Annotated in this window: 22 protein-coding genes; 15 read left to right on the top strand and 7 right to left on the bottom strand. The window is 40.3% G+C overall.

The window, feature by feature from the left end; genetic code table 11:
• Positions 1–14: 14 nt before the first annotated feature.
• Entirely contained in the window at positions 15–506 is a 492-nt protein-coding gene (smpB, locus tag QQK05_RS05210) for an SsrA-binding protein SmpB (protein ID WP_284296483.1), read from the bottom strand.
• Between the two features lie 88 nt (positions 507–594).
• Complete coding sequence (gene menA / locus QQK05_RS05205; protein WP_284296482.1) at positions 595–1,470, bottom strand: 1,4-dihydroxy-2-naphthoate octaprenyltransferase; 876 nt, start codon at positions 1,468–1,470, stop codon at positions 595–597.
• 125 nt (positions 1,471–1,595) lie between these two features.
• Between menA and QQK05_RS05200 the strand changes: the two genes are divergently transcribed.
• The 3 genes from QQK05_RS05200 to QQK05_RS05190 are packed head-to-tail and all read left to right on the top strand — an operon-like array spanning position 1,596 to position 3,296.
• Positions 1,596–2,450 (top strand): bile acid:sodium symporter family protein, encoded by an 855-nt coding sequence (locus QQK05_RS05200; protein ID WP_284296481.1) that lies wholly within the window; start codon positions 1,596–1,598, stop codon positions 2,448–2,450.
• Between the two features lie 60 nt (positions 2,451–2,510).
• Positions 2,511–2,942: a type II toxin-antitoxin system RatA family toxin gene (locus QQK05_RS05195; protein WP_284296480.1), complete on the top strand. Its 432-nt coding sequence runs from the start codon at positions 2,511–2,513 to the stop codon at positions 2,940–2,942.
• A complete protein-coding gene (locus QQK05_RS05190) occupies positions 2,943–3,296 on the top strand; it encodes an RnfH family protein (protein ID WP_284296479.1) in 354 nt (117 codons plus the stop codon).
• Between the two features lie 63 nt (positions 3,297–3,359).
• Here the strand turns inward: QQK05_RS05190 and QQK05_RS05185 are convergent, their stop codons facing one another.
• The 3 genes from QQK05_RS05185 to nadK form a co-directional block, all read right to left on the bottom strand.
• Entirely contained in the window at positions 3,360–3,713 is a 354-nt protein-coding gene (locus tag QQK05_RS05185) for an outer membrane protein assembly factor BamE (RefSeq protein WP_284296478.1), read from the bottom strand.
• Between the two features lie 95 nt (positions 3,714–3,808).
• Positions 3,809–5,473, bottom strand: coding sequence for a DNA repair protein RecN (recN, locus tag QQK05_RS05180; protein WP_284296477.1), 1,665 nt, complete (start codon positions 5,471–5,473; stop codon positions 3,809–3,811).
• A gap of 119 nt (positions 5,474–5,592) precedes the next feature.
• A complete protein-coding gene (gene nadK / locus QQK05_RS05175; RefSeq protein WP_284296476.1) occupies positions 5,593–6,474 on the bottom strand; it encodes an NAD(+) kinase in 882 nt (293 codons plus the stop codon).
• A 161-nt stretch (positions 6,475–6,635) separates the two neighbouring features.
• On the opposite strand from nadK, the gene grpE reads away from it, so the two are divergent.
• The 4 genes from grpE to QQK05_RS05155 all read left to right on the top strand — a co-directional run bounded on the left by grpE (position 6,636) and on the right by QQK05_RS05155 (position 12,287).
• Positions 6,636–7,265 carry a nucleotide exchange factor GrpE gene (grpE, locus tag QQK05_RS05170; protein ID WP_284296475.1) on the top strand — a complete coding sequence of 210 codons (630 nt, stop codon included), beginning with the start codon at positions 6,636–6,638 and terminating at the stop codon, positions 7,263–7,265.
• Positions 7,266–7,505: 240 nt separating this feature from the next.
• Positions 7,506–9,434: a molecular chaperone DnaK gene (dnaK, locus tag QQK05_RS05165; protein ID WP_284296474.1), complete on the top strand. Its 1,929-nt coding sequence runs from the start codon at positions 7,506–7,508 to the stop codon at positions 9,432–9,434.
• A 280-nt stretch (positions 9,435–9,714) separates the two neighbouring features.
• A complete protein-coding gene (gene dnaJ, locus QQK05_RS05160) occupies positions 9,715–10,854 on the top strand; it encodes a molecular chaperone DnaJ (RefSeq protein WP_284296473.1) in 1,140 nt (379 codons plus the stop codon).
• 149 nt (positions 10,855–11,003) lie between these two features.
• Entirely contained in the window at positions 11,004–12,287 is a 1,284-nt protein-coding gene (locus QQK05_RS05155) for an alpha/beta hydrolase family protein (protein ID WP_284296472.1), read from the top strand.
• Between the two features lie 48 nt (positions 12,288–12,335).
• On the opposite strand, the gene QQK05_RS05150 is transcribed toward QQK05_RS05155, so the two are convergent.
• Positions 12,336–12,806: an Lrp/AsnC family transcriptional regulator gene (locus QQK05_RS05150; RefSeq protein ID WP_284296471.1), complete on the bottom strand. Its 471-nt coding sequence runs from the start codon at positions 12,804–12,806 to the stop codon at positions 12,336–12,338.
• A gap of 216 nt (positions 12,807–13,022) precedes the next feature.
• Between QQK05_RS05150 and nhaA the strand changes: the two genes are divergently transcribed.
• The 4 genes from nhaA to QQK05_RS05130 all read left to right on the top strand — a co-directional run bounded on the left by nhaA (position 13,023) and on the right by QQK05_RS05130 (position 16,317).
• Positions 13,023–14,210 carry a Na+/H+ antiporter NhaA gene (nhaA, locus tag QQK05_RS05145; RefSeq protein ID WP_284296470.1) on the top strand — a complete coding sequence of 396 codons (1,188 nt, stop codon included), beginning with the start codon at positions 13,023–13,025 and terminating at the stop codon, positions 14,208–14,210.
• Between the two features lie 96 nt (positions 14,211–14,306).
• The gene (locus tag QQK05_RS05140) at positions 14,307–14,903 is read left to right on the top strand and encodes an elongation factor P hydroxylase (protein WP_284296468.1); all 597 of its coding nucleotides are present in this window, start codon (positions 14,307–14,309) and stop codon (positions 14,901–14,903) included.
• Positions 14,890–16,035, top strand: coding sequence for an ATP-NAD kinase family protein (locus tag QQK05_RS05135; protein WP_284296467.1), 1,146 nt, complete (start codon positions 14,890–14,892; stop codon positions 16,033–16,035). Before QQK05_RS05140 ends, QQK05_RS05135 begins: the two co-directional genes overlap by 14 nt.
• Before the next feature lie 18 nt (positions 16,036–16,053).
• On the top strand, positions 16,054–16,317 hold the full coding sequence (locus QQK05_RS05130) for a YfcL family protein (protein ID WP_284296466.1): 264 nt from the start codon (positions 16,054–16,056) through the stop codon (positions 16,315–16,317).
• Between the two features lie 34 nt (positions 16,318–16,351).
• Here the strand turns inward: QQK05_RS05130 and mnmC are convergent, their stop codons facing one another.
• On the bottom strand, positions 16,352–18,427 hold the full coding sequence (mnmC, locus tag QQK05_RS05125) for a bifunctional tRNA (5-methylaminomethyl-2-thiouridine)(34)-methyltransferase MnmD/FAD-dependent 5-carboxymethylaminomethyl-2-thiouridine(34) oxidoreductase MnmC (RefSeq protein ID WP_284296464.1): 2,076 nt from the start codon (positions 18,425–18,427) through the stop codon (positions 16,352–16,354).
• 285 nt (positions 18,428–18,712) lie between these two features.
• Here mnmC and fabB point away from each other — a divergent pair, with 285 nt between their 5' ends.
• The 4 genes from fabB to QQK05_RS05105 form a co-directional block, all read left to right on the top strand.
• Positions 18,713–19,924, top strand: coding sequence for a beta-ketoacyl-ACP synthase I (fabB, locus tag QQK05_RS05120; RefSeq protein ID WP_284296463.1), 1,212 nt, complete (start codon positions 18,713–18,715; stop codon positions 19,922–19,924).
• Between the two features lie 93 nt (positions 19,925–20,017).
• Positions 20,018–21,154 (top strand): 4-phosphoerythronate dehydrogenase, encoded by a 1,137-nt coding sequence (locus QQK05_RS05115; RefSeq protein ID WP_284296461.1) that lies wholly within the window; start codon positions 20,018–20,020, stop codon positions 21,152–21,154.
• Positions 21,155–22,174 carry an aspartate-semialdehyde dehydrogenase gene (locus QQK05_RS05110; RefSeq protein WP_284296460.1) on the top strand — a complete coding sequence of 340 codons (1,020 nt, stop codon included), beginning with the start codon at positions 21,155–21,157 and terminating at the stop codon, positions 22,172–22,174.
• A 207-nt stretch (positions 22,175–22,381) separates the two neighbouring features.
• On the top strand, positions 22,382–24,208 hold a 1,827-nt coding region (locus QQK05_RS05105; protein WP_284296459.1), incomplete at its 3' end, for a FimV/HubP family polar landmark protein.

Below are 24,208 nucleotides of genomic sequence, written 5' to 3'. Positions count from 1 at the left end.
TATCAAGACAGATATTAATCTCGATTAAGATTTTTGTTTTTCATGAGGCGGCCTTTATCAACTGCCCATTCTCTATCTTTAACATCAGCACGTTTATCATGCGCTTTTTTACCTTTACCTAGGTAAAACTCAAGCTTAACCCAGCATTGCTTCCAGTACATGGATGTAGCAATAAGTGAGTATCCTTCACGCTCAACAGCGCCAGCTATTCTATCTAGTTCGCGGCGGTTTAATAATAATTTACGTGCACGTGTTGGATCGCACACCACGTGAGATGAAGCCATTTTTAGTGGCATTATTTCCGCGCCAACTAAATATGCTTCTCTGTCTTTGATGTGAACGTAGCAATCTGAGATATTGACTTTACCATCGCGAATACTCTTTATTTCCCAACCTTGTAAACTCATCCCTGCTTCAAACTTATCTGTCAGGCTATAGTTGTGGCGAGCTTTTTTATTCAGCGCGATCGTGTTGCTATTCGATTTTTTTGATTTTTTCTTTGCCATAGTGGCCGAATTATACGGTGAAATGTTTTTGAATTAAATCGTCTAATTGAAATAAAACGTAAATAATTTAACAGCTTTGACTAGTCACTTATTGTGATAGGTGTAACTGCCAAAAAACACTCGACGAAATACAGTATATAAAGTTGAGCGTGGCTATTTGACCAAGCAACTTATTTAGCTGTCTGCCATCATATATTTTCGTGTTTTTAACAATAAGTATTGCAGGAACTAAACAAATCATTATTGGCAGCACCATCAACATGCTAATTGGCGTCAACAGGCAATGAATAATAAATGGCAAGGTTATAAAGCTAATCAATAAATTGCGTGACCTTGGATCACCAATCCTACAGGCAAGCGTGAGCTTATTGGCCGCTCGATCTGTTGGAATGTCTCTAATATTGTTGGCTAGCATAACAGCACTCGCGAATAGGCCAGTGTTGATCGCGAAAATCCAGGCATATGGCGTTATTGTGTTGCTCTGTAAATAGTGGCTACCAAGTAATGCGATCAATCCAAAAAATATGAAAACAACAACTTCGCCTAAACCAGCTGAAGCAATGGGAGCTGGCCCTGCACTGTAGAGAAAAACTCCCAATACACTAAGCACCCCTAGCAATAAAAAAAAACAGCCTCCTTGGTAAACTAAGAATAATCCAGAGGCAATGGCTAAACACGTCATAAGTATGAGTGCTGTTTTCATTTTACTTTCTGGTATCAATCCGGCCTGAACTGCGCGAACTGGGCCCAACCGCCGATCAGTATCGACACCCGATTTGGCATCAAAGTAATCGTTGGCAAAATTCACGGCCACTTGTAAAGACAGTGCGCAAAATAATGTGGTAATAAAAATAGCAATGTTGAGATTGTAAATTGGTAACGCTGATAACGCCCCTAATGTAACTGGGCTAATACTGGCAAGTAGTGTTTTAGGGCGAGAAGCTTGCCACCAAATACTCAACATTCGTTACACCTTGTTTATTACAATTGATAAAAACTTGCTGTTTATGATAAAGAAAATAACACCTTACAGGTACCTAATTACAATGCTTTTCTTTAAAATGCTAGTTTTCCGCCATTGAGTTAGTCATGTTCGAATCTATACCACAAGCTTTGTTGCCCTTGTCTTTGGCATTTGTGATGTTTTCGATGGGAATGAGCCTATCATTGGATGATTTTAAGCGGATCGTTCATTATCCAAAAGCGGTAATTCTAGGATTGGGACTTCAACTACTATTTTTGCCTGTACTCGCGATAGCCATTATCTACATTTGTCAGCTTTCGTTTGTAGAGGCGGCAGGTCTATTTCTCTTATCTCTATGCCCAGGCGGTGCTACGTCAAACTTTTTTAGTTATTTAGCAAAAGGTAATGTGGCATTAAGTATTTCGCTAACGGCGATAACAAGCTTAATTGTGCCTTTCACTTTGCCTGTTATATTCATATTTTTCGTCAGCTTTTGGGAGCAACAACAGCAAGGCTTTGATTTACCTGTTGGTTTAATGATGGCCCAACTTATATTGGTCACTTTAGTGCCAGTAATATTGGGGATGTGCATCAAACAACTATTGCCTAGTCTTACTGAAAATCGCATTGCCAACGTTAAACTAGCCTCTAGCGCTTTAATGCTTTTAGTGGTTATTGGTTTGATTTTAGCGAATATCAACTTATTCACGCAAAAAGTAGGCATAGGTACACTTGCCGTTATGCTATTGGTATGTAGTGCTTTAACTTGTTCTTTGCTGATTGCTAAGCAACTGCTCACTCAACGTTCCGATATCAAAACAATATGTCTAGAGGTTGGTGTGCAAAATGCAGGTACGGCAATGATGGTGGCTCATACTGTGCTTCAAATGCCTGAATTAGCAACTATCCCATTAATGTACGGGATACTGATGAATCTTCCTGTGTTTGTTTTTATCTTTTGGGCGCGCAAAGTAAGATAGATAATGAGCTTTATCAGTAGCTTTGGTATGATAAGGGCTTAATCGTGTTAGGGGAATTAAATGCCAAAGGTAAATCGCAGTGCATTAGTCATGTTTAGTGCTGAGCAAATGTATAACTTGATTAATGATGTCTTATCTTATCCGCAATTTGTACCAGACTGTGCTGATAGTAAGTTGTTAGAGCAGACTGATGATTCAATGACGGCTTCTTTGATGATCTCCAAAGGAGGCATAAAGAAGTGGTTTACGACGCAAAATACGTTGACTAAAAATGAAGTGGTAAAACTCGAATTAGTCGATGGACCATTTACTAATCTGGTAGGTTATTGGCGATTAGAAAAGCTTACGGAAGATGCGTGTAAAGTGAGCCTTGATTTAGAGTATGAGTTTTCTAGTAAAGTAATGGATATCGCATTTGGTAAGATATTCAATCATATCACTAACAATATGGTTCATGCTTTTACAAAAAGAGCAAAAGAGGTATACAGCTAAGTGGAAACGACAAATATTCAGGTTGAAGTTGTCTATGGTACGCCGACCAAACAAGAACTATTAACGGTCACGGTGGAGCCAGGAATCGATGTTGAACAGGCGATTAACGAATCAGGGATTTTACAAATCTTTCCTGAAATTGATTTGAAGGTCAATAAAGTTGGTATCTGGAATAGAAGTGTGAAGCTTTCAGAGCCAGTAAATGATCTCGACCGAATAGAAATATACCGACCTTTGATTGCAGATCCTAAAGAAGTGAGGAAACGTCGCGCTGAAAAAGCAAAGGCTGATGGTCGAGCAGATAAAGTAACGGGTGGTAGAGTTAACCCGCTTCGTGGTGGAAGTAAAGATTAATCATTATTTGTATACAGACATAAAAAAACGACGCATGAGCGTCGTTTTTTTTATTTGCTAATTCTATGCGTCATTTTGAATTGGTGTATAAAATGACTCTGGAACTTCAAAGTCACCTTCAGCTGATTTTAGTTTTTCATCTTCGAAGGTTAAAATAAACTTCTTCTTGAAGTTTAAGTCTTTATCTTTTCCTGAGTTAAACTCGTATACATAGTGCCATATATCAGGCTTGAAGGTATCAACAATCACTGGACTACCTAATACAAATTTAACTTGCTCTTTTGTCATGCCCACTTGCAATTGGTCGATTGCTTTTTGTTCTAGGTAGTTACCCTGTGGAATGTCAATACGATAAATCCAATTAGAACAAGCGCTTAGTGATAATGAAAGCGCAATAATTGATACTCTTAACAGCATGAATACGTCTTATCCTTTATTATTTAGCTTGGCATCATACCCAAGCATGCTGCAGGTTACAAAACTTTTTTACTACAAGGCTAGCTAACGCTGGTTTAACTTGCGAGTAGCTCAGTTGCGTTGGCCAAACTATGCTCAGATATCTTATCGCCCGCGAGTAGACGGGCAATTTCTTTGACTCGTGCTTGTTCACATAGTTCAGTTACTGTTGTTTCGGTATGCTCACCATCCGTTAACTTAGCAACAAAGTACTGCTGGTGTCCTTTACAGGCGACCTGCGGCAAGTGAGTCACACATATAACTTGAGTGTTATTGGCAAGTTGCTTTAACTTCTCGCCAACCATTGACGCTGTTGGACCACTAATACCGACATCTACTTCGTCAAAAATGAGTGCAGGTGAAGTTACTTTGTCGGCCAAAATAACTTGCATGGCTAAACTAATACGAGATAATTCACCACCTGATGCTACTTTGTGCATTGCTTCGAGTGCCTGTCCTGGGTTTATACTTACCAAGAACACAATGTCATCACTACCTTGCGCGTTTAATGAAGCGCTTTCTTTGTTGCTCACCTCTACTTTAAACTCTCCGTGAGGCATGTTTAATTCTTGGATACTATGCGTAATTAAGCCACTTAGCTCAGTTGCTGCTTGCTGCCTTGATTCATGTAATAGCTTAGCGGCTTCTTCATAGTCAGCTTTTGTTTGATCCAATTCTGTATAGATTTGCTCTTGGCGTGAATCGTCACTTGAAATATTTGCTAAAGCTTGTTGTAACTCACAGTGTTTGATATGCAAATCTTCCGGTGCTACTTGGTGTTTACGTGCAAGGTTTATCGCATTTGAATAACGTTCTTCAATGATTTGGAACTGCTCAGGATCGAGCTCTAACCTATCATGAAAATGTCTCAAGTCTTGGCAGGCATCTTCTAACTGAATCAACGCATCTTGATATGTTTTAGAGATGTTTGAAATATCAGCATCAATGTCGGCATACTGAGATAGCCTATCTACGCAGTGTCTAAGGGTATCGAGTACATTGAACTGATCATTCTCACTAGTCCCCTCAAGCACAAATAAGCTATCTTCTAAGATGTTTTGTGAGTTACTAAACTTCTTGTAATCGTTTTCAAGTGTTTCAAATTCGCCTTCACATATTGCAAACTCGTCTAATTCTTTTACCTGATATTGAAGCAATTGTTGCTCTGCTTCGCGCTGGGCTTGGCTCGTTTTCAGTTCATTGAGTTCGCTATTTAACGCAGACCATTTCTTGGCGTAATAGGCTGTGTCATCAAGAAGATTGTGGTGTTTGGCGTAATCGTCAAGCAATTTTCGTTGTTCTGATGCTTTAACGATGAGTTGATGATCATGTTGCCCATGGATATTGATTAATAACCTGCCAATTTCACGTAATTGCGTTAATGGTACAGGCGAACCATTAATGTATGCCTTGGAGCGTCCTTCACTTGAAATAACTCGGCGTAAAATGCATTCATCATCGCTCAACAAATCATGTTGAGTTAACCAATTATTTGCAGCTAAATTACCCTTAATATCAAAAGTAGCGCTTAAGTCTGCTTTTGGGGTGTTTGGGCGAACAACATTAGTTGTGGCTCTGTCACCCAAACACAAACCTAAGGCATCAATAGCAATCGATTTACCAGCACCTGTTTCGCCGGTAATCGTTGTCATGCCTGAGCGCCAGTCTAATTCTAATTGTTTAACGATAGCAAAATTTGCAATGGTTAATTGGGTCAACATAGATACAAACACCAATAGTTAAATAAATATACTGATAATTTATACAGTAATTTGTTTTTTGGCAATAGTGTTTAGTTAATTTGTTATCAAAAAATGAGCAAGTTTATAATAACCTATTGTTAATAAAGCTTATTACCCCAACTTAACTTTGAACGAAGTACCTTGAGATAATCGTGGTCTATTGGATGGATTAAACGTAGCGTGTTTGGACTTTTACGAATATGAACTTCATCGCCCGGCATGACAGCAAGAATGACATGTCCGTCACAGCTCACTTGTAAGTTTTCGTAATTTTCGTTTGCAAGAATAAGCTTTAATTCACTGTCACCATCAACAACAATTGGACGTGATGTTAAGGTATGAGGAAACATTGGCACGAGCGATAGGGCATTTAGGTTTGGTGTTAATATTGGCCCACCAGCAGACATTGAATAGGCGGTTGAGCCTGTAGGTGTAGATATAATCAGACCATCAGATCGTTGGCTGAACATAAACTTGTTATCTATATAGACTTCAAATTCAATCATATTGGCAACTTTACCAGCGTGCAATACGGCTTCGTTCATGGCCGAATTAGAGCTTTTTAATTTACCATGTCGATAGACTTCTGCTTCAATCAAAAAGCGTTGTTCAGAATATGATTTACCCGCTAAAATTTTCTTAAGTGGTTCAATAAGGTTGTCTGGAGATAAATCAGTAAGAAAGCCTAAATTACCTCGGTTAACACCAATAACACCAATGTTATAACACGAAAGAACACGTGCCGCGCCAAGCATATAGCCGTCGCCCCCAACCACAATCGCTAAATCAGCGCGTTCGCCAATATCTACAAGTGATGCTGTGACAATATTTTCCAACGCAATAGTATTTGCTACCGACTCTTCAATCAGGACTTGGTAGCCTTCTTCGGTTAAAAACTCATATAAACTATTAATAGTTTTTTCTGCGCCTTCGTGATGAGGTTTACCAATCAGGCCGATAGTTTTATATTGTGCTGTCATCTTTTACATGTGGATCAATTAGTTGCCTAATGTGAGCAGTGTCGCTCCAATTCAATCGCTTGTAAAGCAGACTTGTCGAGAAAAATAATTTAAAATCTTGCTTGAAACCCAAATTCTGATCCCCATAATTAGCGCTAACAATATTTTTCTTGGAGTTATCCATGACTAACGAGTCAACGCAAAACGAAGCAGCACAAGACGTTGCAAACGAAGAAGTAGTAAATGAAACTGAACAGGTTGTTGAAGAACAAGCTGTTGAAGGTCAAGTTGAAGGCGAAGTATTAAGCCCTGAACAAGAAAAAATTAACGAGCTTGAATTAGCATTAGCGACAGCGCAAAGCACTGTTGCAGATCAAAAAGATAGCGTGATTCGAGCAAAAGCTGAAGTCGATAATATTCGTCGCCGAGCTGCGCAAGACGTGGAAAAAGCACGTAAATTTGCATTGGAAAAATTTGCTGGTGAAATGTTAACAACGGTTGATAACTTAGAGCGCGCCTTGCAAAGCATTGATAAAGACGATGAAGCGCAAAAAGCAATGTATGAAGGTGTGGAACTTACCTATCAAGGCTTATTGTCATCTTTAGAGAAGTCTGGCATCAGCGCTGTTGATCCACAAGACCAACCATTTAACCCTGAATTACATCAAGCAATGTCAATGCAAGAAGTACCGGGCGTAGCACCAAATACAGTCATCGCAGTAATGCAAAAAGGTTACGAATTAAACGGTCGTTTAATTCGTCCTGCAATGGTAATGGTATCTAAAGCACCAGCTGTAGATACACAAGCTTAACTTATTCAGTCTTCTGGCTTAATAAGATTGTATTGAAAAAAGCCGAGCATCGCTCGGTTTTTTAATGCCTTGATTGCAAGGCAAACCTGTAATTTACGTAACAGTGGTATGAAAAGCACAATAGATTTACGAAAAATTACAAAATTTTTAAAAAAATTGTTGAAAAGCATTTGGCCAATCCCCACTTACTAAATCAACTAAGCAATTTAACTTTTTTAAAGAAATTCGGAGATCCTCAAGATGGGCAAAATTATTGGTATTGACCTAGGGACAACTAACTCTTGTGTTGCTGTTTTAGACGGCGACAACGTACGTGTAATTGAAAACGCAGAAGGCGACCGTACAACTCCTTCAATTATCGCTTACACAGAAGAAGGCGAAACATTAGTAGGTCAGCCGGCAAAACGCCAAGCGGTGACAAACCCAAAAAATACATTATTCGCAATTAAGCGTTTAATTGGTCGTCGTTTCGAAGATAAAGAAGTTCAACGTGATATCGACATCATGCCATTTGGTATTGCTAAGGCAGACAACGGCGATGCATGGGTAGAAGCTAAAGGCGAAAAAATGGCGCCACCACAGGTTTCTGCTGAAGTATTGAAGAAGATGAAGAAAACTGCAGAAGACTTCTTAGGTGAAGAAGTAACTGAAGCGGTAATCACTGTTCCTGCATACTTCAATGACTCACAACGTCAAGCAACAAAAGATGCTGGCCGTATCGCTGGTTTAGAAGTTAAGCGTATCATCAATGAGCCAACTGCTGCTGCATTAGCATACGGTATGGACAAGCAAAAAGGCGACAAAGTTGTTGCTGTATATGATTTAGGTGGTGGTACGTTCGATATTTCAATCATCGAAATTGATGAGATGGACGGCGAGCACACGTTTGAAGTATTAGCGACAAACGGTGACACGCACTTAGGTGGTGAAGACTTTGACAACCGCTTAATCAACTACTTAGTAGATGAGTTCAAGAAAGAACAAGGTCTTGACCTTAAAAACGACCCACTTGCAATGCAACGTGTTAAAGAAGCTGCTGAGAAAGCAAAATGTGAGTTATCTTCTGCACAACAAACAGATGTTAACTTACCATACGTAACTGCTGATGCGACTGGTCCAAAGCACATGAACATCAAAGTGACTCGTGCGAAATTAGAAGCACTAGTTGAAGACATGGTTAAAGCAACATTAGAGCCGTTAAAAACTGCACTAGCTGATGCTGACTTATCAACTTCAGACGTAACAGACGTTATCTTAGTTGGTGGTCAAACACGTATGCCATTAGTTCAGCAAGTAGTGACTGACTTCTTCGGTAAAGAGCCACGTAAAGACGTAAACCCAGATGAAGCTGTTGCTTCAGGTGCCGCTGTACAAGCAGGTGTATTATCTGGTGACGTAACAGACGTATTATTATTAGACGTAACGCCATTATCTCTAGGTATTGAGACAATGGGTGGCGTAATGACTAAAGTTATCGAGAAGAACACGACGATTCCAACTAAGCAATCACAAACGTTCTCAACAGCTGAAGATAACCAAGCTGCAGTAACGGTTCACGTTATCCAAGGTGAGCGTAAGCAAGCAGCGGCGAACAAGTCGTTAGGTCAGTTCAACTTAGAAGGTATTGATCCAGCGCCACGTGGCATGCCACAAATCGAAGTAACATTCGATATCGATGCTGATGGTATCTTACACGTGTCTGCGAAAGACAAGAACACTGGTAAAGAGCAGAAGATCACAATTAAAGCATCTTCAGGCTTATCAGATGATGAAGTAGAGCAAATGGTACGTGACGCAGAAGCGAATGCTGATGCTGATGCTAAGTTCGAAGAGTTAGTTACTGCACGTAACCAAGCTGATGGCATGGTTCACGCAACTAAGACTCAAATCACTGAAGCAGGTGACGATTTACCAGCTGAAGACAAAGAGAAAATCGAAGCTGCAATTGCTGAATTAGAAGAAGCGATTAAAGGTGACGACAAAGACGCTATCGACGCTAAGCAACAAGCATTAATTGAAGCATCTGCTAAGTTAATGGAAATTGCTCAAGCTAAAGCACAAGCGCAAGGTGGTGCAGCTCCTGAAGGTGCAGCTCCTGAAGCTGATGCAGCTCCTGCTGGCGACGATGTTGTTGACGCAGAATTTGAAGAAGTAAAGGACGACAAATAAGTCGAACTTAAACCTTATCGCTAGAGAGTTAAATTTCAGCGTTGAAGGTGCTCACGTGGTAAACCACGCTCCGCGCCTTCGCCTTGAACTATAGCCCTCTAGCTTAAAGTTTTAAGCCCTTGTGCATAAAGCTTTAGATACAGGAATTTTGATAAAGCGTCGGTTTCGGCGCTTTATTATGTCAAACGATATAAAGAATCGATTTAATTTGTTTAGCTATTTAGCGTAAATATTTAACCAAATTGATATCCATCATTTTTAAGTGAAGTAAGAAATATCTATGTCAAAACGTGATTATTACGAAACGCTTGGAGTACAAAAAGGTGCTTCAGACCGTGAAATTAAAAAAGCTTATAAGCGTTTAGCGATGAAGTATCACCCTGATCGTACTCAAGGTGATAAAGAGAAAGAAGAAACGTTCAAGCAAGTAAAAGAAGCTTATGAAGTCTTAGGCGATGAGCAAAAGCGCGCCGCTTATGACCAATACGGCCACGCTGCCTTTGAACAAGGCGGTATGGGTGGCGGCGGCTTCGGTGGCGGTCAAGATTTCGGTGATATTTTCGGTGACGTATTCGGTGACATCTTTGGTGGTGGTCGTCGTGGCGGCGGCGGTGGCTCACGTGCCCGTCGTGGTAGCGACTTGCGTTACAACTTAGAAATGAGCTTAGAAGACGCTGTAAAAGGTAAGTCGGTTGAAATTAAAGTACCAACATACGTAGCTTGTGAACCGTGTGACGGCACAGGTGCTAAGAAAGGTACCTCAGCTAAAACATGTCCTACATGTCATGGTCATGGCCAGGTGCAAATGCGTCAAGGCTTGTTTGCTGTTCAACAAACCTGTCCTACATGTAATGGTAAAGGTAAGGTTATTTCGGACCCGTGTAACTCATGTCACGGCGAAGGGCGTGTTCAGAAAACTAAAACTCTTAATGCGAAAATCCCGGCTGGTGTTGATACTGGTGACAGAATTCGTTTAACAGGTGAAGGTGAAGCAGGTGAACACGGCGCACCAGCAGGTGACTTGTACGTTCAAGTAAATGTTAAAGAGCACCCAATTTTCGTACGCGATGAAAATCACTTGTACTGTGAAGTGCCAATTAGTTTTACTACAGCAGCATTAGGTGGCGAGATTGAAGTACCGACTTTAGGCGGTAAGGTTAAACTTAAAATTCCTAAAGAAACACAAACGGGTAAAATGTTCCGTTTACGTGGTAAAGGAGTTAAGTCTGTACGCTCAAGCTCAACAGGTGACTTAATGTGTAAAGTTGTGGTTGAGACTCCTGTTAACTTATCAGGCGACCAAGCTGACCTATTGCGTCAATTAGACGAGAAAATGGGTAAGAGCACTGCTAAGCACAGCCCTCGTGAAACAGGCTTTTTCGACGGTGTCAAAAAATTCTTTGACGACCTCAAGTCATAATTTTTCATATTGAACTTTATTGGCAGTTTCTAAATATTAAAGCCCCGCATAAGCGGGGCTTTTTTTTGTTCAGTGATCTGATTGCCATTTGAAAACTTATTGTTATTATTAATCATACAAATAATAACAAGATAATAAGTTAACAAACTATGAGAATAATCATTAAGCCTGCTTTACTGGCGATGTCATTAACGTCTATGACCGTAAATGCGAACCCAGAAAGTGTTTTAGTACCAGAACAATTATTTACTTCACAATCTTCAGTTATGCCAGAGAATGCCATTTGGGGTGATATGCCTGTTGGTGTTAAAACCATTAAAGTTAGCAATGATCAGAGCTTGAATTTAAAAGACTTTAAATCGCTTAGTACTCGAGAGCTGACGTTGGAAGTGTGGTATCCGGCGAAAGTGAATAATAACGATCAACTGGCTAGTTATGCCGGAGTTACTCGTCTTCATAAACCTTTTTTGTTGCAAGGTGAAGCGTATCGCGATGCTACTCCAGCAAATGTCGAGCAGGGTAACCCATTAGTTGTTTTATCTCATGGTTATACTGGTGATCGCACAATTATGTTTTATCTCGGTGAGCACTTAGCCAGTCATGGGTATGTTGTTGTTGGTATCGATCATACTGATTCTACGACCGGAGAAATTGATTTTGTTAATTCTCCGACAAGTGGTTTTGTAAGTACTTTAATCAATCGTTCGAAAGACCAGCAGTTTGTTTTAGATTATTTTGCCTCATCGAAAAGCTTTCTTGGTAAAAATGTCGATGCTAACAAGTCGAGCGTTATCGGTTATTCAATGGGGGGCTATGGCGCAATTAATACGGTTGGTGGCTGTTATCAAGTGTCTAGTGAAGGGCTTCAACGCTTAGGCTTTCCAGAACAAGCAGCTAATGCATTACTCCCTGTATTTAACTTTTGTAACGGCGGTTTGACCAAAATGGATGAACGCTGGAAGGCGATGATTGCTTTTGCTCCTTGGGGTCAGGAAATCAATGCGCATGATGTTAGCCAAATTCGCATACCAACCTTATACGTTTCTGGCGATCATGATGACATCTCAGGTTATGAACACGGCGTTAAAAAGCTCTGGGAGCAAACCTCGTCTGTTGAGAACTATTTACTCACGTATCAAGGGGCGCGACATAATATTGCACCACATCCTGCGCCTCAAGTCGCTTACGAAAATGAAGCCGACTTAGGCCACTATTTTGAGCCAGCATGGAACAATGAACAGCTTACGAGAATGAATGAACATTTCTCCTTAACATTTTTAGATTGTTACGTAAAAGAAGAATCTAGCGCATGTGCATTGTTACCAAAAAGAACAAACGCCGTACAAATTAAAGGCGCTGATGGTAAGCTAAATGAACCTTGGCCGGGCTTTAAAAACCGCTGGGCGACAGCAATTACCTTCGAGAAAAAGTAGATACAAAAAAGCGCCTAATAGGCGCTTTTCATTTACTAAACTTGCTGTTCATTCTTCACTAAAGTTAGGTAACACACCACTTCGACTATGTTCGAATACGAGTGATGTTTCTACAGTCTGCACTTCATCACGTGAAGTAATGGCTTCGAAGACAAAACGACGCAAATGCTCTGAATCTTTAACTGACATATGGATAAAATAATCGTAACTCCCGCCCATATGATACAAACTTACTATTTCAGGAAGTTTTAGCAAGTCATCTCGTAGTTGATTAACGATTTGCTCTGAATATGGCTGTAGTCTGATCGCTGCAATGGCTTCAATATTGCCACCCAAGGTTTTGAAGTTGATGTCGACGAAAGCATTTTTTATCACACCACTTTGTTTCATGCGTTTAACACGCTCTAAACATGTTGATGGTGCAATGCCTATTTGAGCCGCTAGCTCTTTGTTAGTAATGTCTGCATCGGCAAAAAGAATGGTTAAAATGCGTAAATCAATATCGTCTAACTTTTTCATATTCTTGTTATTTCTCCATGTTAGGCTTTGATAATAACCTTTATACGACTATCTAACCATAAATAGATGAATTATTTTCGCTAAATGTGAACTTTTCCGATTTATATTTTGTATTAATTCGAGTCCAAGCACTATATTTAACAGATAATTCACGATAGAATGACATATTATGTCTTGAATATGTTTGACAATAATAATTAACAACGGAAGGATCAAATGGCATTAAAAACCTTACAGTCATTTTTAAAGCTGGAAGCAGCCAGTGGTATTTTATTAATGTTTGCTGCTGTGTTAGCGATGATTATTGCTAATTCACCGCTCAACATCTATTACGATCTTTTACTAGATGTTCCTGTAAAAGTAGCAGTTGGTAATTTTGAAATCGCTAAACCATTGCTGCTATGGATAAATGACGGCTTGATGGCAATGTTTTTCTTGCTAGTAGGACTAGAGCTTAAACGAGAGTTTTTAGAAGGCGACTTATCACAACCTGGTCAAATTACGTTACCAGCAATTGGTGCTGTCGGTGGTATGGTTGTGCCAGCGTCTATTTATGCATTACTAAACTACCAAGACCCACAAGCGATTAATGGCTGGGCTATACCAACCGCCACAGATATTGCCTTTGCGTTAGGTATTTTATCTATCATAGGCTCGCGCGTACCTCTTCAGTTAAAAGTATTTTTGACATCACTTGCTATTTTTGATGATTTAGGAGCGATTATCGTTATCGCGCTGTTTTATACAGAACAGTTATCTATCACTTCGCTTGTCATTGCGGCAGTCGTCTTAGTTATTTTATTTGGTATGAACAAACGAGGGGTGACAAGTACTTCTCCTTACTTGTTCTTTGGCGTGGTGCTTTGGGTTGCCGTGTTGAAGTCAGGTGTGCATGCAACGTTAGCTGGTGTTGCTCTTGCTCTATTTATTCCGATTAATGGTAAGCAAGATGAACCCTCACCGTTAAAGTCACTTGAACACAATTTACATGAAATGGTCGCTTTCATTATCTTGCCAATCTTTGCTTTTGCCAATGCAGGTATTAATTTATCGGGTGTTGGCCTTGATGCCGTATTGTCACCAGTGCCACTTGGCATCATTTTAGGTTTATTTGTAGGTAAACAAATTGGCGTATTTGGCTTTTGCTGGGTAATGATTAAATTAGGGTTTGCCAAATTACCTGACGCTATGAACTGGCGTTTGTTGTATGGCTCCTCACTGCTGTGTGGCGTTGGTTTTACGATGAGTTTATTTATCGGATCGCTAGCCTTTGAACAAACGGGCGATAATCTTATTTTCCAAGATAGATTAGGGATAATTATTGGCTCTTTGATTTCGGGTATTTTAGGGTACTTAATTATTAAGTCATCAGTTAAATCGTTACCCGAAAGTAAAGACGAATAAAGTTAGTTAAAGCGCAAATAAATATTAAATCGGCGATGCAACCATCGCCGTTTTTCGTTAATATAGCGCCAAATTTTCAACACTCGTAATCATCATATGCATCAATATCAGGATTTAATTAAGATATTTGATCAAATTTTTTTCTCAAGTTTTAATACTCGTTTGATTAAAGGGGATGATGAACCGATTTATTTACCTGAAAGCACTGACTGCCCATACAACCAAGTGGTTTTTGCTCATGGTTATTTTGCCAGTGGTTTGCATGAGATTTCTCATTGGTGTATTGCTGGTGAAGCGCGACGAAAACAAGTGGACTTTGGGTATTGGTATGAGCCTGATGGTCGCACGCAAGCACAGCAGGCCCTATTTGAATCGGTCGAGATCAAGCCACAGGCACTTGAATGGGCGTTTTGTATTGCAGCCCAAAAATCGTTCAACGTGTCTGTCGATAACCTCAACGGTGATGTTGAACCGAATGCCAATGCCTTCAAGCTAAAGGTATTTGAACAAGTCAAAAGTTTCTTAGCGAATGGCTTCCCTGAGCGAGGTGAGATGTTTATTCAGGCTTTGGCGAGTTTTTACCAAACCAAACTGCCATTAACACTTGAACAGTTCCTGACACCGTTTGAGCAGGATAAATTAGTGCACATGCAAATGACAAAAGACCTAGAGGTAGATAATGCAGAAGTTTAAATTAGGCTTTTTAGTTAATCCTATTGCTGGAATAGGCGGCAGTGTGGCACTAAAAGGTAGCGATGGCGATGGTATTGCTGCGCAGGCAATGGCACTTGGCGCAACGGCAAAATCAAATGATCGAGCAAAGCAAGCTTTATCAGTATTATCGCCATATCTAGATAAAATTACTGTATTTACCGCTAACGAAGAGATGGGCGAAAGCACAGCTAAAATACTAGGGTTTGACACCAAGGTCGTTTATAAGTCAGCAGACTGCGTGACTACGGCTCAAGATACGGAAAGTGCAGTACAATCTCTAATTGATGAGGGTATCGATATTTTACTCTTTGCCGGTGGTGATGGAACAGCCAGGAATGTGTGTAGTCAGGTTGGTGATAGTTTTCCTGTCTTAGGCATCCCTGCGGGTTGTAAAATACATTCAGGTGTTTATGCGGTTACCCCAAAAGCGGCTGGGCGTGTCATAGAGAAAATGGTGACAAATGAGCTGGTTACATTAACTGATGCAGATGTAATGGACATTGACGAGAGTCTATTTCGTGAAGGTGTTGTAAAGGCTAAACGTTATGGTGAAATGAGCGTGCCGTGTGAGTTGCGCTACGTCCAAGCGGTTAAATCTGGCGGAAAAGAGTCCGATGAATTGGTACTCCAAGATATTGCTGCTGACGTTATAAATCAAATGGAAGAGCAGCTATATGTTATCGGCTCTGGCTCTACCACCGCTTTCCTAATGGAAGAGCTAGGCTTAGATAACACGCTGCTTGGCGTAGATTTAGTGCAAGAACAAGCGCTAATCGCCAGTGATATAACTGAACCTCAGTTATGGCAAGTGCTCGAAAATTATGATGATCAAGATGGTGAGCAACCTGTAAAACTTGTGATTACCTTGATTGGCGGTCAAGGCCATATCTTTGGTCGCGGTAATCAACAACTTAGTCCAAGAATCATTAGAAAAATTGGCAAAGAAAATATTATTGTCATCGCGACCAAAACAAAGCTAGCAGCGCTTGAGCAAAGACCATTGATTGCCGATACGGGTGATCAGACTTTAGACCAAGAATTAAGCGGGCTAATGAAAATTACCACAGGGTACAATGATCAAGTGCTATATCCAGTAGCAAGCCCTGAATAATCAAAGAGAAGTATATTTATGAATACCCTTGCAGAGTTGTACCAACATTTTGATGAGCTTGTTTTTAACGATGCCGATGCAGACATCTTGTTTGCGTCGAGTTACATCAAAGGCTTTATAGCGTTAGAAGCTGTCAACTTTGGTGATGAGCAGCAAACACCTTCAAAGGCACTAGCTGAGCGAGTTACTAAAGCACTTGCAGAAAATAAAACTGAGCTTACTCCTCAAGATCAAACCATAGTTAATAATTATTGGATATCACTACAAGAGATGTTTAAGTAATAAAAAAGGTTGGTAAATTTACCAACCTTTTTTATTACTTTTTATTCGATTTGAATTTGCCTTTAATAATGTCTTTTAAAATAAAGCGATTAGGCGCTAGGTTATATAGCATTTTGCTATTTACAGGGTAGGGTGTTCCACAAATATCTGCAGTGATGATGTCTGCCATAAGTGGCGCAGAACACAAACCACGAGCGCCCAACCCTGAGAGCACGTAGAGGTTTTCATGGTATGGCGCAGGCGTATCTACCTTCCAGTTTTTGTCCTTTTCAAGGTGTTGGTATAAAGAGTAATACGCTTGTGTTTTTGGCATTGGGCCAGCCATAGGCATATGGTCAGGAGACATGCAACGAAGTCTTGCTTTCGAGCGCGCAATGTCCTGACTTTGCCATTTAGGAAATTGTTCGAGCGATTGATGATACATCGCCATATTGTATTCATCATCTTGTGCTCGCGTAGATGTATCTGAGTCGTCTTTGTCGAAGGTAGCGCCGATACAATGAAGTCCTTGGTTCTGTGGCGTTAAGTAGCCTTTGTGACAGATAACCGTGTTGAGCTTCTCTATTTCTGGGTTTGTTTTCATTGATGATACTTGGCCGCGCACAGGGTAGACCGGTAATTCATCAAACGGCGCAATGAGTGGTGTTTGAGCTCCTCCACACATGATAACCGTTGTTGCTTTATCAATCTTTTTTTCATGGTGCAAATACCAATGGCCATCGTTAGACGGCTCAAGTTCAGTGATTTGGCATGACGTTTTTATTTTTAAGTAGCCGGTACTTTGTGCTTTATTAAACAATGCCCTCACTAACTCTTGTGGTGCTACCCATCCGGCGCGTGGCATAAACAAGCCTCCATGTGTCAATGGCATGCTTGCTAATTTACTTGCTTCTTGTGCGCTAACGGTATGGATAATATCGCTTGGCCAGGCGTTTATTTCGTCAAATTTATCTAGGCGTTTTACCAGCGCAGGTTTAAATGCTAAGTCAAGTACACCACACCAGTCGTGTGAAAAGCTGACACCTTGTTTAATTATTTCATGATAAAAATCTAACGCTGTCACAAATGCTTTATGATAGAAATCGCTAATATCATCTCTGTCTTGGTGAAGTAATGGATAGACTGCACCTATCGCATTGCTTGAACCTCCGTTAGCCAGCTCTTCATCTTGGCAATAGAGCGTGACTTTGACGTTTTCCTGAACGAGTTTATATGCAACACAAGCTGCTGCGATGCCTGAACCTATAATAGCCACACGTGTTGGTTTGACATTTTTAGGTCTAAGTAAATAGCCTTTTCCCTTGGTAGGAGGCTGCTGAAATTTAGCTACCAGACTTTTGTTTTTTCTTCCCGTTGTGGCTTTCTTTTGTAATCTAAATCCTTCCGCCACTAAGCCTCGTTTAACGAAACCAGCGACAGTAAAGGTGGCTAAAGTTGCATCATCTTTGGAAAGACGAGCTAGTTGGTTGAATAACCTTGGGCTCCACATTTCTGGGTTTTTGGCAGGTGAAAACCCGTCTAGATACCATGCGTTTATGGCAGGGATATGTGCAATTAACTTTTGATTTTCATTACCTTTAGCTATCGTAAGAGTACTTAACCCGTCACTTGCATCATTGAATACCAGTATCAATGTTACTTGTCCGTTTAAAAAGCTCAGCTTTACAAGAGGTACACTAAAGTCCACCTCATTATATTGGTGACAAAATTCCTCTACATAGCTATCAAATTCAGTCCATTGAGCTAACGATTGTTTTATTTGTTGTCCGCTAAGCGGGTACTTTTCAACGCTAATAAACGTCAGTGGCAGTAATTTTTCTTTATGTTTCTCTAATGCTTTTTCGTAATATGCCAACGTAATAAAAAAATTAAGCCCTGTGCCGAAGCCAGTTTCCCCTATAACGAGTGGCTCTAGGTTTAGATCAAGTCTTTCGCTAATATTGTTGCCTTTGACAAATACGTCTTCGCTCTGGCCATAGCCCGCTTGAGTATCAAAGTAGATGTCATCGAAATGTTGTGAAAATGGAGATCCATCTTCTTGAAATATAACGCGCTTGTTGGCAGAAAGTTGATCTGAATTGTCTAGATTAACGTTTTGGTTTTTTGTCATGCGATCATGGCATTGGAGTTTTTAATGGCGATAATTGTACCTCACTCATCAATAAATTGCGTGTGACGGCGACAAATTATTCTTAATGAAAAAATTTCATGTCAAAATCATTTGAAAAATTTTAAGTGGGTAAGTTATTGGTAAAAAAGTATGTTATTTTACCAATTCACATTTTCATGGTGATTAAATTGGTTATTCAGTGTACAAGTGTACACTGGATAGACCAGTTTTTATGCGAAATTCGCTATCATATCGCCGATTTTAATAATTAGATGGTCAAGATAAATGAAACGTGTCGTTATAACAGGTTTAGGTATTGTTTCAAGTTTAGGTAATGATACCGAAGAAGTATTAGCGTCTTTGAAAGAAGGTCGCTCAGGTATTTCTCGCTCAGAGAGTTTTGAAGAAAAAGGTCTTCGTAGCCAAGTATGGGGCAAGCCTGATATTGAATTAAAAGATCATATTGATCGCAAAGCGATGCGTTTTATGGGTGACGCTTCTGGTTACGCATACATCGCAATGGAACAAGCGATTAAAGATTCGAAATTATCGCCAGAGCAGGTATCAAACATTCGTACAGGTATTGTTGCTGGTTCTGGTGGTGCATCATCAGCAAATGTTATTGCTTCCGCTGATACGTTGCGTGAGAAGGGTGTTAAACGTGTTGGTCCATACGCTGTACCAAAAACAATGTCGAGCACAATTTCTGCTTGTTTAGCGACACCTTTTAAAATTTTAGGTGTTAACTATTCTATTAGCTCGGCATGTGCAACAAGTGCTCACTGTATTGGTCACGCTGCAGAGTTAATCCAACTAGGCAAACAAGATGTTGTTTTCGCTGGTGGTGGTGAAGAAGTTGATTGGTCATTAGCTATGATGTTTGATGGCATGGGTGCTTTATCAACAAAATACAATGAGACTCCAGCAAAAGCCTCGCGTACTTATGATGCGGACCGTGATGGTTTTGTTATCTCTGGCGGTGGCGGTATGGTTGTTGTTGAAGAACTTGAACACGCACTAGCGCGTGGTGCTCACATTTACGCTGAAATCGTTGGTTACGGTGCGACGTCTGACGGTTATGACATGGTAGCGCCATCTGGTGAAGGCGCTGTACGTTGTATGAAGCTTGCAATGCAAGATGTAGATGCTCCTATTGATTACTTAAACACTCACGGTACTTCAACGCCAGTAGGCGACGTTAAAGAACTTGGCGCTATCCAAGAGGTGTTTGGTGGCAACTCTCCAGCGATTAGTGCAACTAAAGCTATGTCAGGCCATGCACTAGGTGCTGCTGGTGTTCATGAAGCTATTTACTCTATCTTGATGATGGAAAATAACTTTATTGCACCGTCAATTAACGTTGATACGCTGGATGAGCAAGCACAAGGCTTGGACATTGTTACAGCGCCACGTGAAGCTGAATTAAACACAGTAATGTCAAATAGCTTTGGTTTTGGTGGCACTAACTCAACGTTAGTAATGCAAAAATACAAATAACTGATAAACATAAATCAGTAATATTTCTTTTAAAATGAGATAGGGTCAGCGTAAAATTTACGTTGACCCTATTTTTTTGTCTAAGAGCTCAGTTTGAAAATTTATTTTGATGAAAATATGCCATTTGCTCGCGAGTTTTTCGAAGAGTTTGGTGAAGTTGTTCCTTTTGCTGGCAGAGATGTCACTGCAGATGTAGTTGCCGATGCAGATGTTTTATTGGTGAGATCCATTACGCAGGTGAACCATGAACTGTTAAAACACAATAAAAAGCTCAGTTTTGTTGGCTCAGCAACGATAGGATTTGACCATATTGATAAAGACTACCTTGCAAGCAGAGGTATTTACTTTACCTCAGCGCCAGGCTGTAACGCTATTTCTGTTGCTGAATATGTTATCAGCTCTCTTATCGTTTTGTCTGAAAAGGGTCAGTTTTCAATATTTGATAAAACAGTCGGCATCATTGGCGCAGGTAACACGGGCAGTCGACTTAGTGAAAAATTATCAGCACTTGGTATCAACTATAAGTTATGTGATCCGATACTAGAACATAATGGTGATACGCGCACATTCCACAGCCTTGAAGAAGTATTAGATTGTGATGTGATTTCTCTGCATGTGCCAAAAACGATGACGGGTGAGCATGCAACCTATCACTTACTCGATAAATTACGGTTAGAAAACCTGCGTGATAACCAGATATTGATTAATGCTTGTCGAGGCGAAGTTATTGATAACGAAGCCTTGCTTGCTATTAAGAAAGCCGGTGCAAAATTCCAATTAGTACTCGATGTTTGGGAAAATGAGCCTCATATTCTTCACGATTTGATTGGTTACGCTGATATTGCGACGGCACATATTGCTGGTTATAGCTTAGAAGGAAAAGCTCGTGGCAGTGAAATGTTGTATCAGGCATTATGTCAACATGTTGGAAAAGCATGCTCAAAGACACTAAATACTTTTTTGCCAGAGCCAATGTTTGGGTGTGTAAAAATAAATCAGCCAATGAGTGAAATTTTGCTAAACCCTGTGGTAAAAATGGTTTACGATGTCAGGCGTGATGATGCAATTTTCCGTCACCAAATTCATTCGCGTGGTTTTGATCATATTAGAAAAACTTACCCCGCTCGCAGGGAGTTTTCATCATTGTCATTAACTACGCCAATTAATTCCGAGTATGATTCGCTGTATCGTCTCGGGTTTAGTCAGAACGTGCAAGAAGAGGAAGAATAAATGGCACAAAAATTTGATGTCTGTGTATTAGGGGCTACAGGCTTAGTTGGTAAAACGATTATTGAAATACTAGAGCAACGTGATTTTCCGATTAATAAACTCTATCCGTTAGCAAGTGCGCGCTCAGCTGGTGAATTCATCGAGTTCAATGGTGAAAGCATTGAAGTACTTGATGCAGATAACTTTGACTGGAGTCTTGCACAAATAGGTTTCTTTTCAGCGGGCGGAGCTACGTCGAAACAATACGCACCATTAGCTGGTGACGCTGGTTGTATCGTTATTGATAATACATCTGAGTTTCGTTATGACCCAGACATCCCATTAGTTGTGCCAGAAGTTAATCCTCACGCATTAGCTGAGTACCGTAATCGCAATATTATTGCCAACCCGAATTGCTCAACGATTCAAATGATGGTCGCTTTGAAGCCGATTTATGATGCCGTTGGTATTGAGCGCGTTAATGTATCGACTTACCAGTCGGTGTCGGGTGCAGGTAAAGCTGCCATGGATGAATTAGCCAAGCAATGTGCTGATTTGTTGTCGGGTAAGCCAATTGAACCAAAAGCATTTTCTCGTCAGATCGCATTTAATGTAATCCCTCAAATTGATGTATTCCTAGATAATGGTTACACCAAAGAAGAAATGAAAATGGTCTGGGAAACGAAGAAAATTTTGGGTGACGAAAATGTACTTGTAAACCCAACTGCAGTTCGTGTTCCTGTATTTTTTGGCCATGGTGAAGCGATTCATTTAGAAACAAGCTCGCCAATCAGTGCTGAAGAAGTAAAAGAGCTATTAAAACAGGCTCCTGGCCTTGTAGTTTGTGAAAACGATGAAGACTTCCCTACACAAATTGGTGAAGCAAGTGGTAACGATGACACCTTTGTTGGACGTATCCGTGAAGATATTAGTCATAATAATGGTTTAAATATGTGGATTGTTGCCGATAACGTTAGAAAGGGTGCAGCAACTAACAGTATTCAGATTGCCGAACTACTTATTCGTGAGTATTTATCATAAGTAAATTCGACAATTAAGGCTTGCTTGCCGTCATAAAAGACGGTGAGAAACAACAAGAAACCTGTTAGGCTGTGCTTAACAGGTTTCTTTTTTTTAGATATAGTTGTTTCCAAAGTGGTATAAGCTTTGCTTTATTTTCAGCTAGTTTAAAATTTTACCAATAAAGCCAATTATTTGGCGAATATAATAAGAGTTAGGAAAGCCTTAATGCATCGTACATTTAGTTTGCGTTTATTGCTGCTGCTAATGGCCAGCTTATTCACGTTTGGAACTTTCACAGTTGCATCGCAAGAAGCAGGGGTTCAGATACGTGGTCCAAAATCTACAGATACCTCTCCAATTAAGCAATATGGTCCCATTACGAATGCTGATACATTATGGAAAGTTGCCCTTATGGTTCGTCCAGATCCACGATTTTCCGTGTATCAAGTTATGCAAGCGCTTTATCTAAAGAACCCTCAGGCTTTCAAAGAAAATAATTTAAATCATTTAGTTAATGGCCAGTATTTAAAGGTGCCGAGCTATGACGAAATAGCCGCTATTGATCCTGTCCAAGCCCAAGCAAAATCAGATAGTGATGATACGATTTGGGAAAAGAAAGTTAAGAGTAAACCGAAAGTTGCTGCTAACAAATCGGTACCGGCAAATGTTGTCCAAAAGAAGGATTTAGAGCAAGCCAAAACTGAAATAAATCAACAGTTAGAAGATATTGGCAAGAATCAAGAACAACGATTAGAGACGATTCAAAATGATGTCTTAGATTCCATTGATGGTTTACAGGCGATTTTGCAAGAAAATGAAAACCTGAAAAATCGTTTAACGAAACTAGATGAACAGCTTAACAATATGCAACAAGATGTTGCGAATGTTGAAGAAACTAACGCGCAATCTGATAGTGATATCAAAAAAACATTACAAGAGTTACTCGACAAAGAAAACGCGCGTGAGCAAGAGCTTTTGCTTGAAAAGGAAAAAGCAGCATTAGAGGCAAACAGTTTTACTTCAAGCCTATGGTTTACCATACTCGTTTCCGTCGTCCCAGCATCATTGCTTGTTGGTTTAATCGCGTTCTTTTTAATGCGACGCAAGAAATCAGAACCAGCGACAGAGCCAGAGGAAAAAGCACCTGTAGCTGAGCAAACACCGGAAGTAGCTGTTCCTGAAACGCCTACAGATGATCTTTCACTAGACGGCGAGTTATCGTTAGATGATGAGTTGGCAATTGATCTAACCGAAGATGACGATTTAAGTGAATTAGATGATTCAGAACTTGGCGGTGACGAATTGTTCTCTGATGACCTTGACGATCTTGATGATGAATTACTTGATGACGATGTTATTCATTTGGATGACGATCTAGACGATCTTGAAGACATCTCCTTAGATGATTTAGGTGATGAGCCACTAGACGATAACACACAATTAGCAGACGATGATCTTGACGACATACTTGATCAAACAGCAGATGATGAAGGTGAACCATTAGATGGTGGTGAGCTTGGTCAAGATATGTTGGACGATTTATTAAGTGGTATCGAGACAGACTCAACGCCAGAAGAAACTCCAACAAACAGTGATGATGATATTGATGCATTGCTCAACGAGGTTGACGATGTTGTTGAAGGACGAGTTCAACCAGAGGCAAGTGAAGAAGTTGCCGATCCAGACGATATCGATGCGCTATTAAATGAAGTTGCTGAAGAAACTCAACCAGCGGCAAGTGAAGAAGTTGCCGATCCAGATGATATCGATGCACTACTAAATGAAGTTGCTGAAGAACCTCAACCAGCGGCAAATGAAGAAGTTGCCGACCCAGACGATATCGATGCGCTAATAAATGAAGTTGCTGAAGAACCTCAACCAGCGGCAAGTGAAGAAGTTGCGGATCCAGACGATATCGATGCGTTATTAAATGAAGTTGCTGAAGAAACTCAGCCAGCGGCAAGTGAAGAAGTTGCCGATCCAGACGATATCGATGCGCTATTAAATGAAGTTGCTGAAGAACCTCAACCAGCGGCAAGTGAAGAAGTTGCG

It is taken from the genome of Thalassotalea loyana, from assembly GCF_030161435.1.
In the GTDB taxonomy this organism is placed as follows: Bacteria; Pseudomonadota; Gammaproteobacteria; order Enterobacterales; family Alteromonadaceae; genus Thalassotalea_G; species Thalassotalea_G loyana.
The sequence above is the reverse complement of the archived record's forward strand: the minus strand, read 5'-3'. Positions and strand labels throughout refer to the sequence as shown.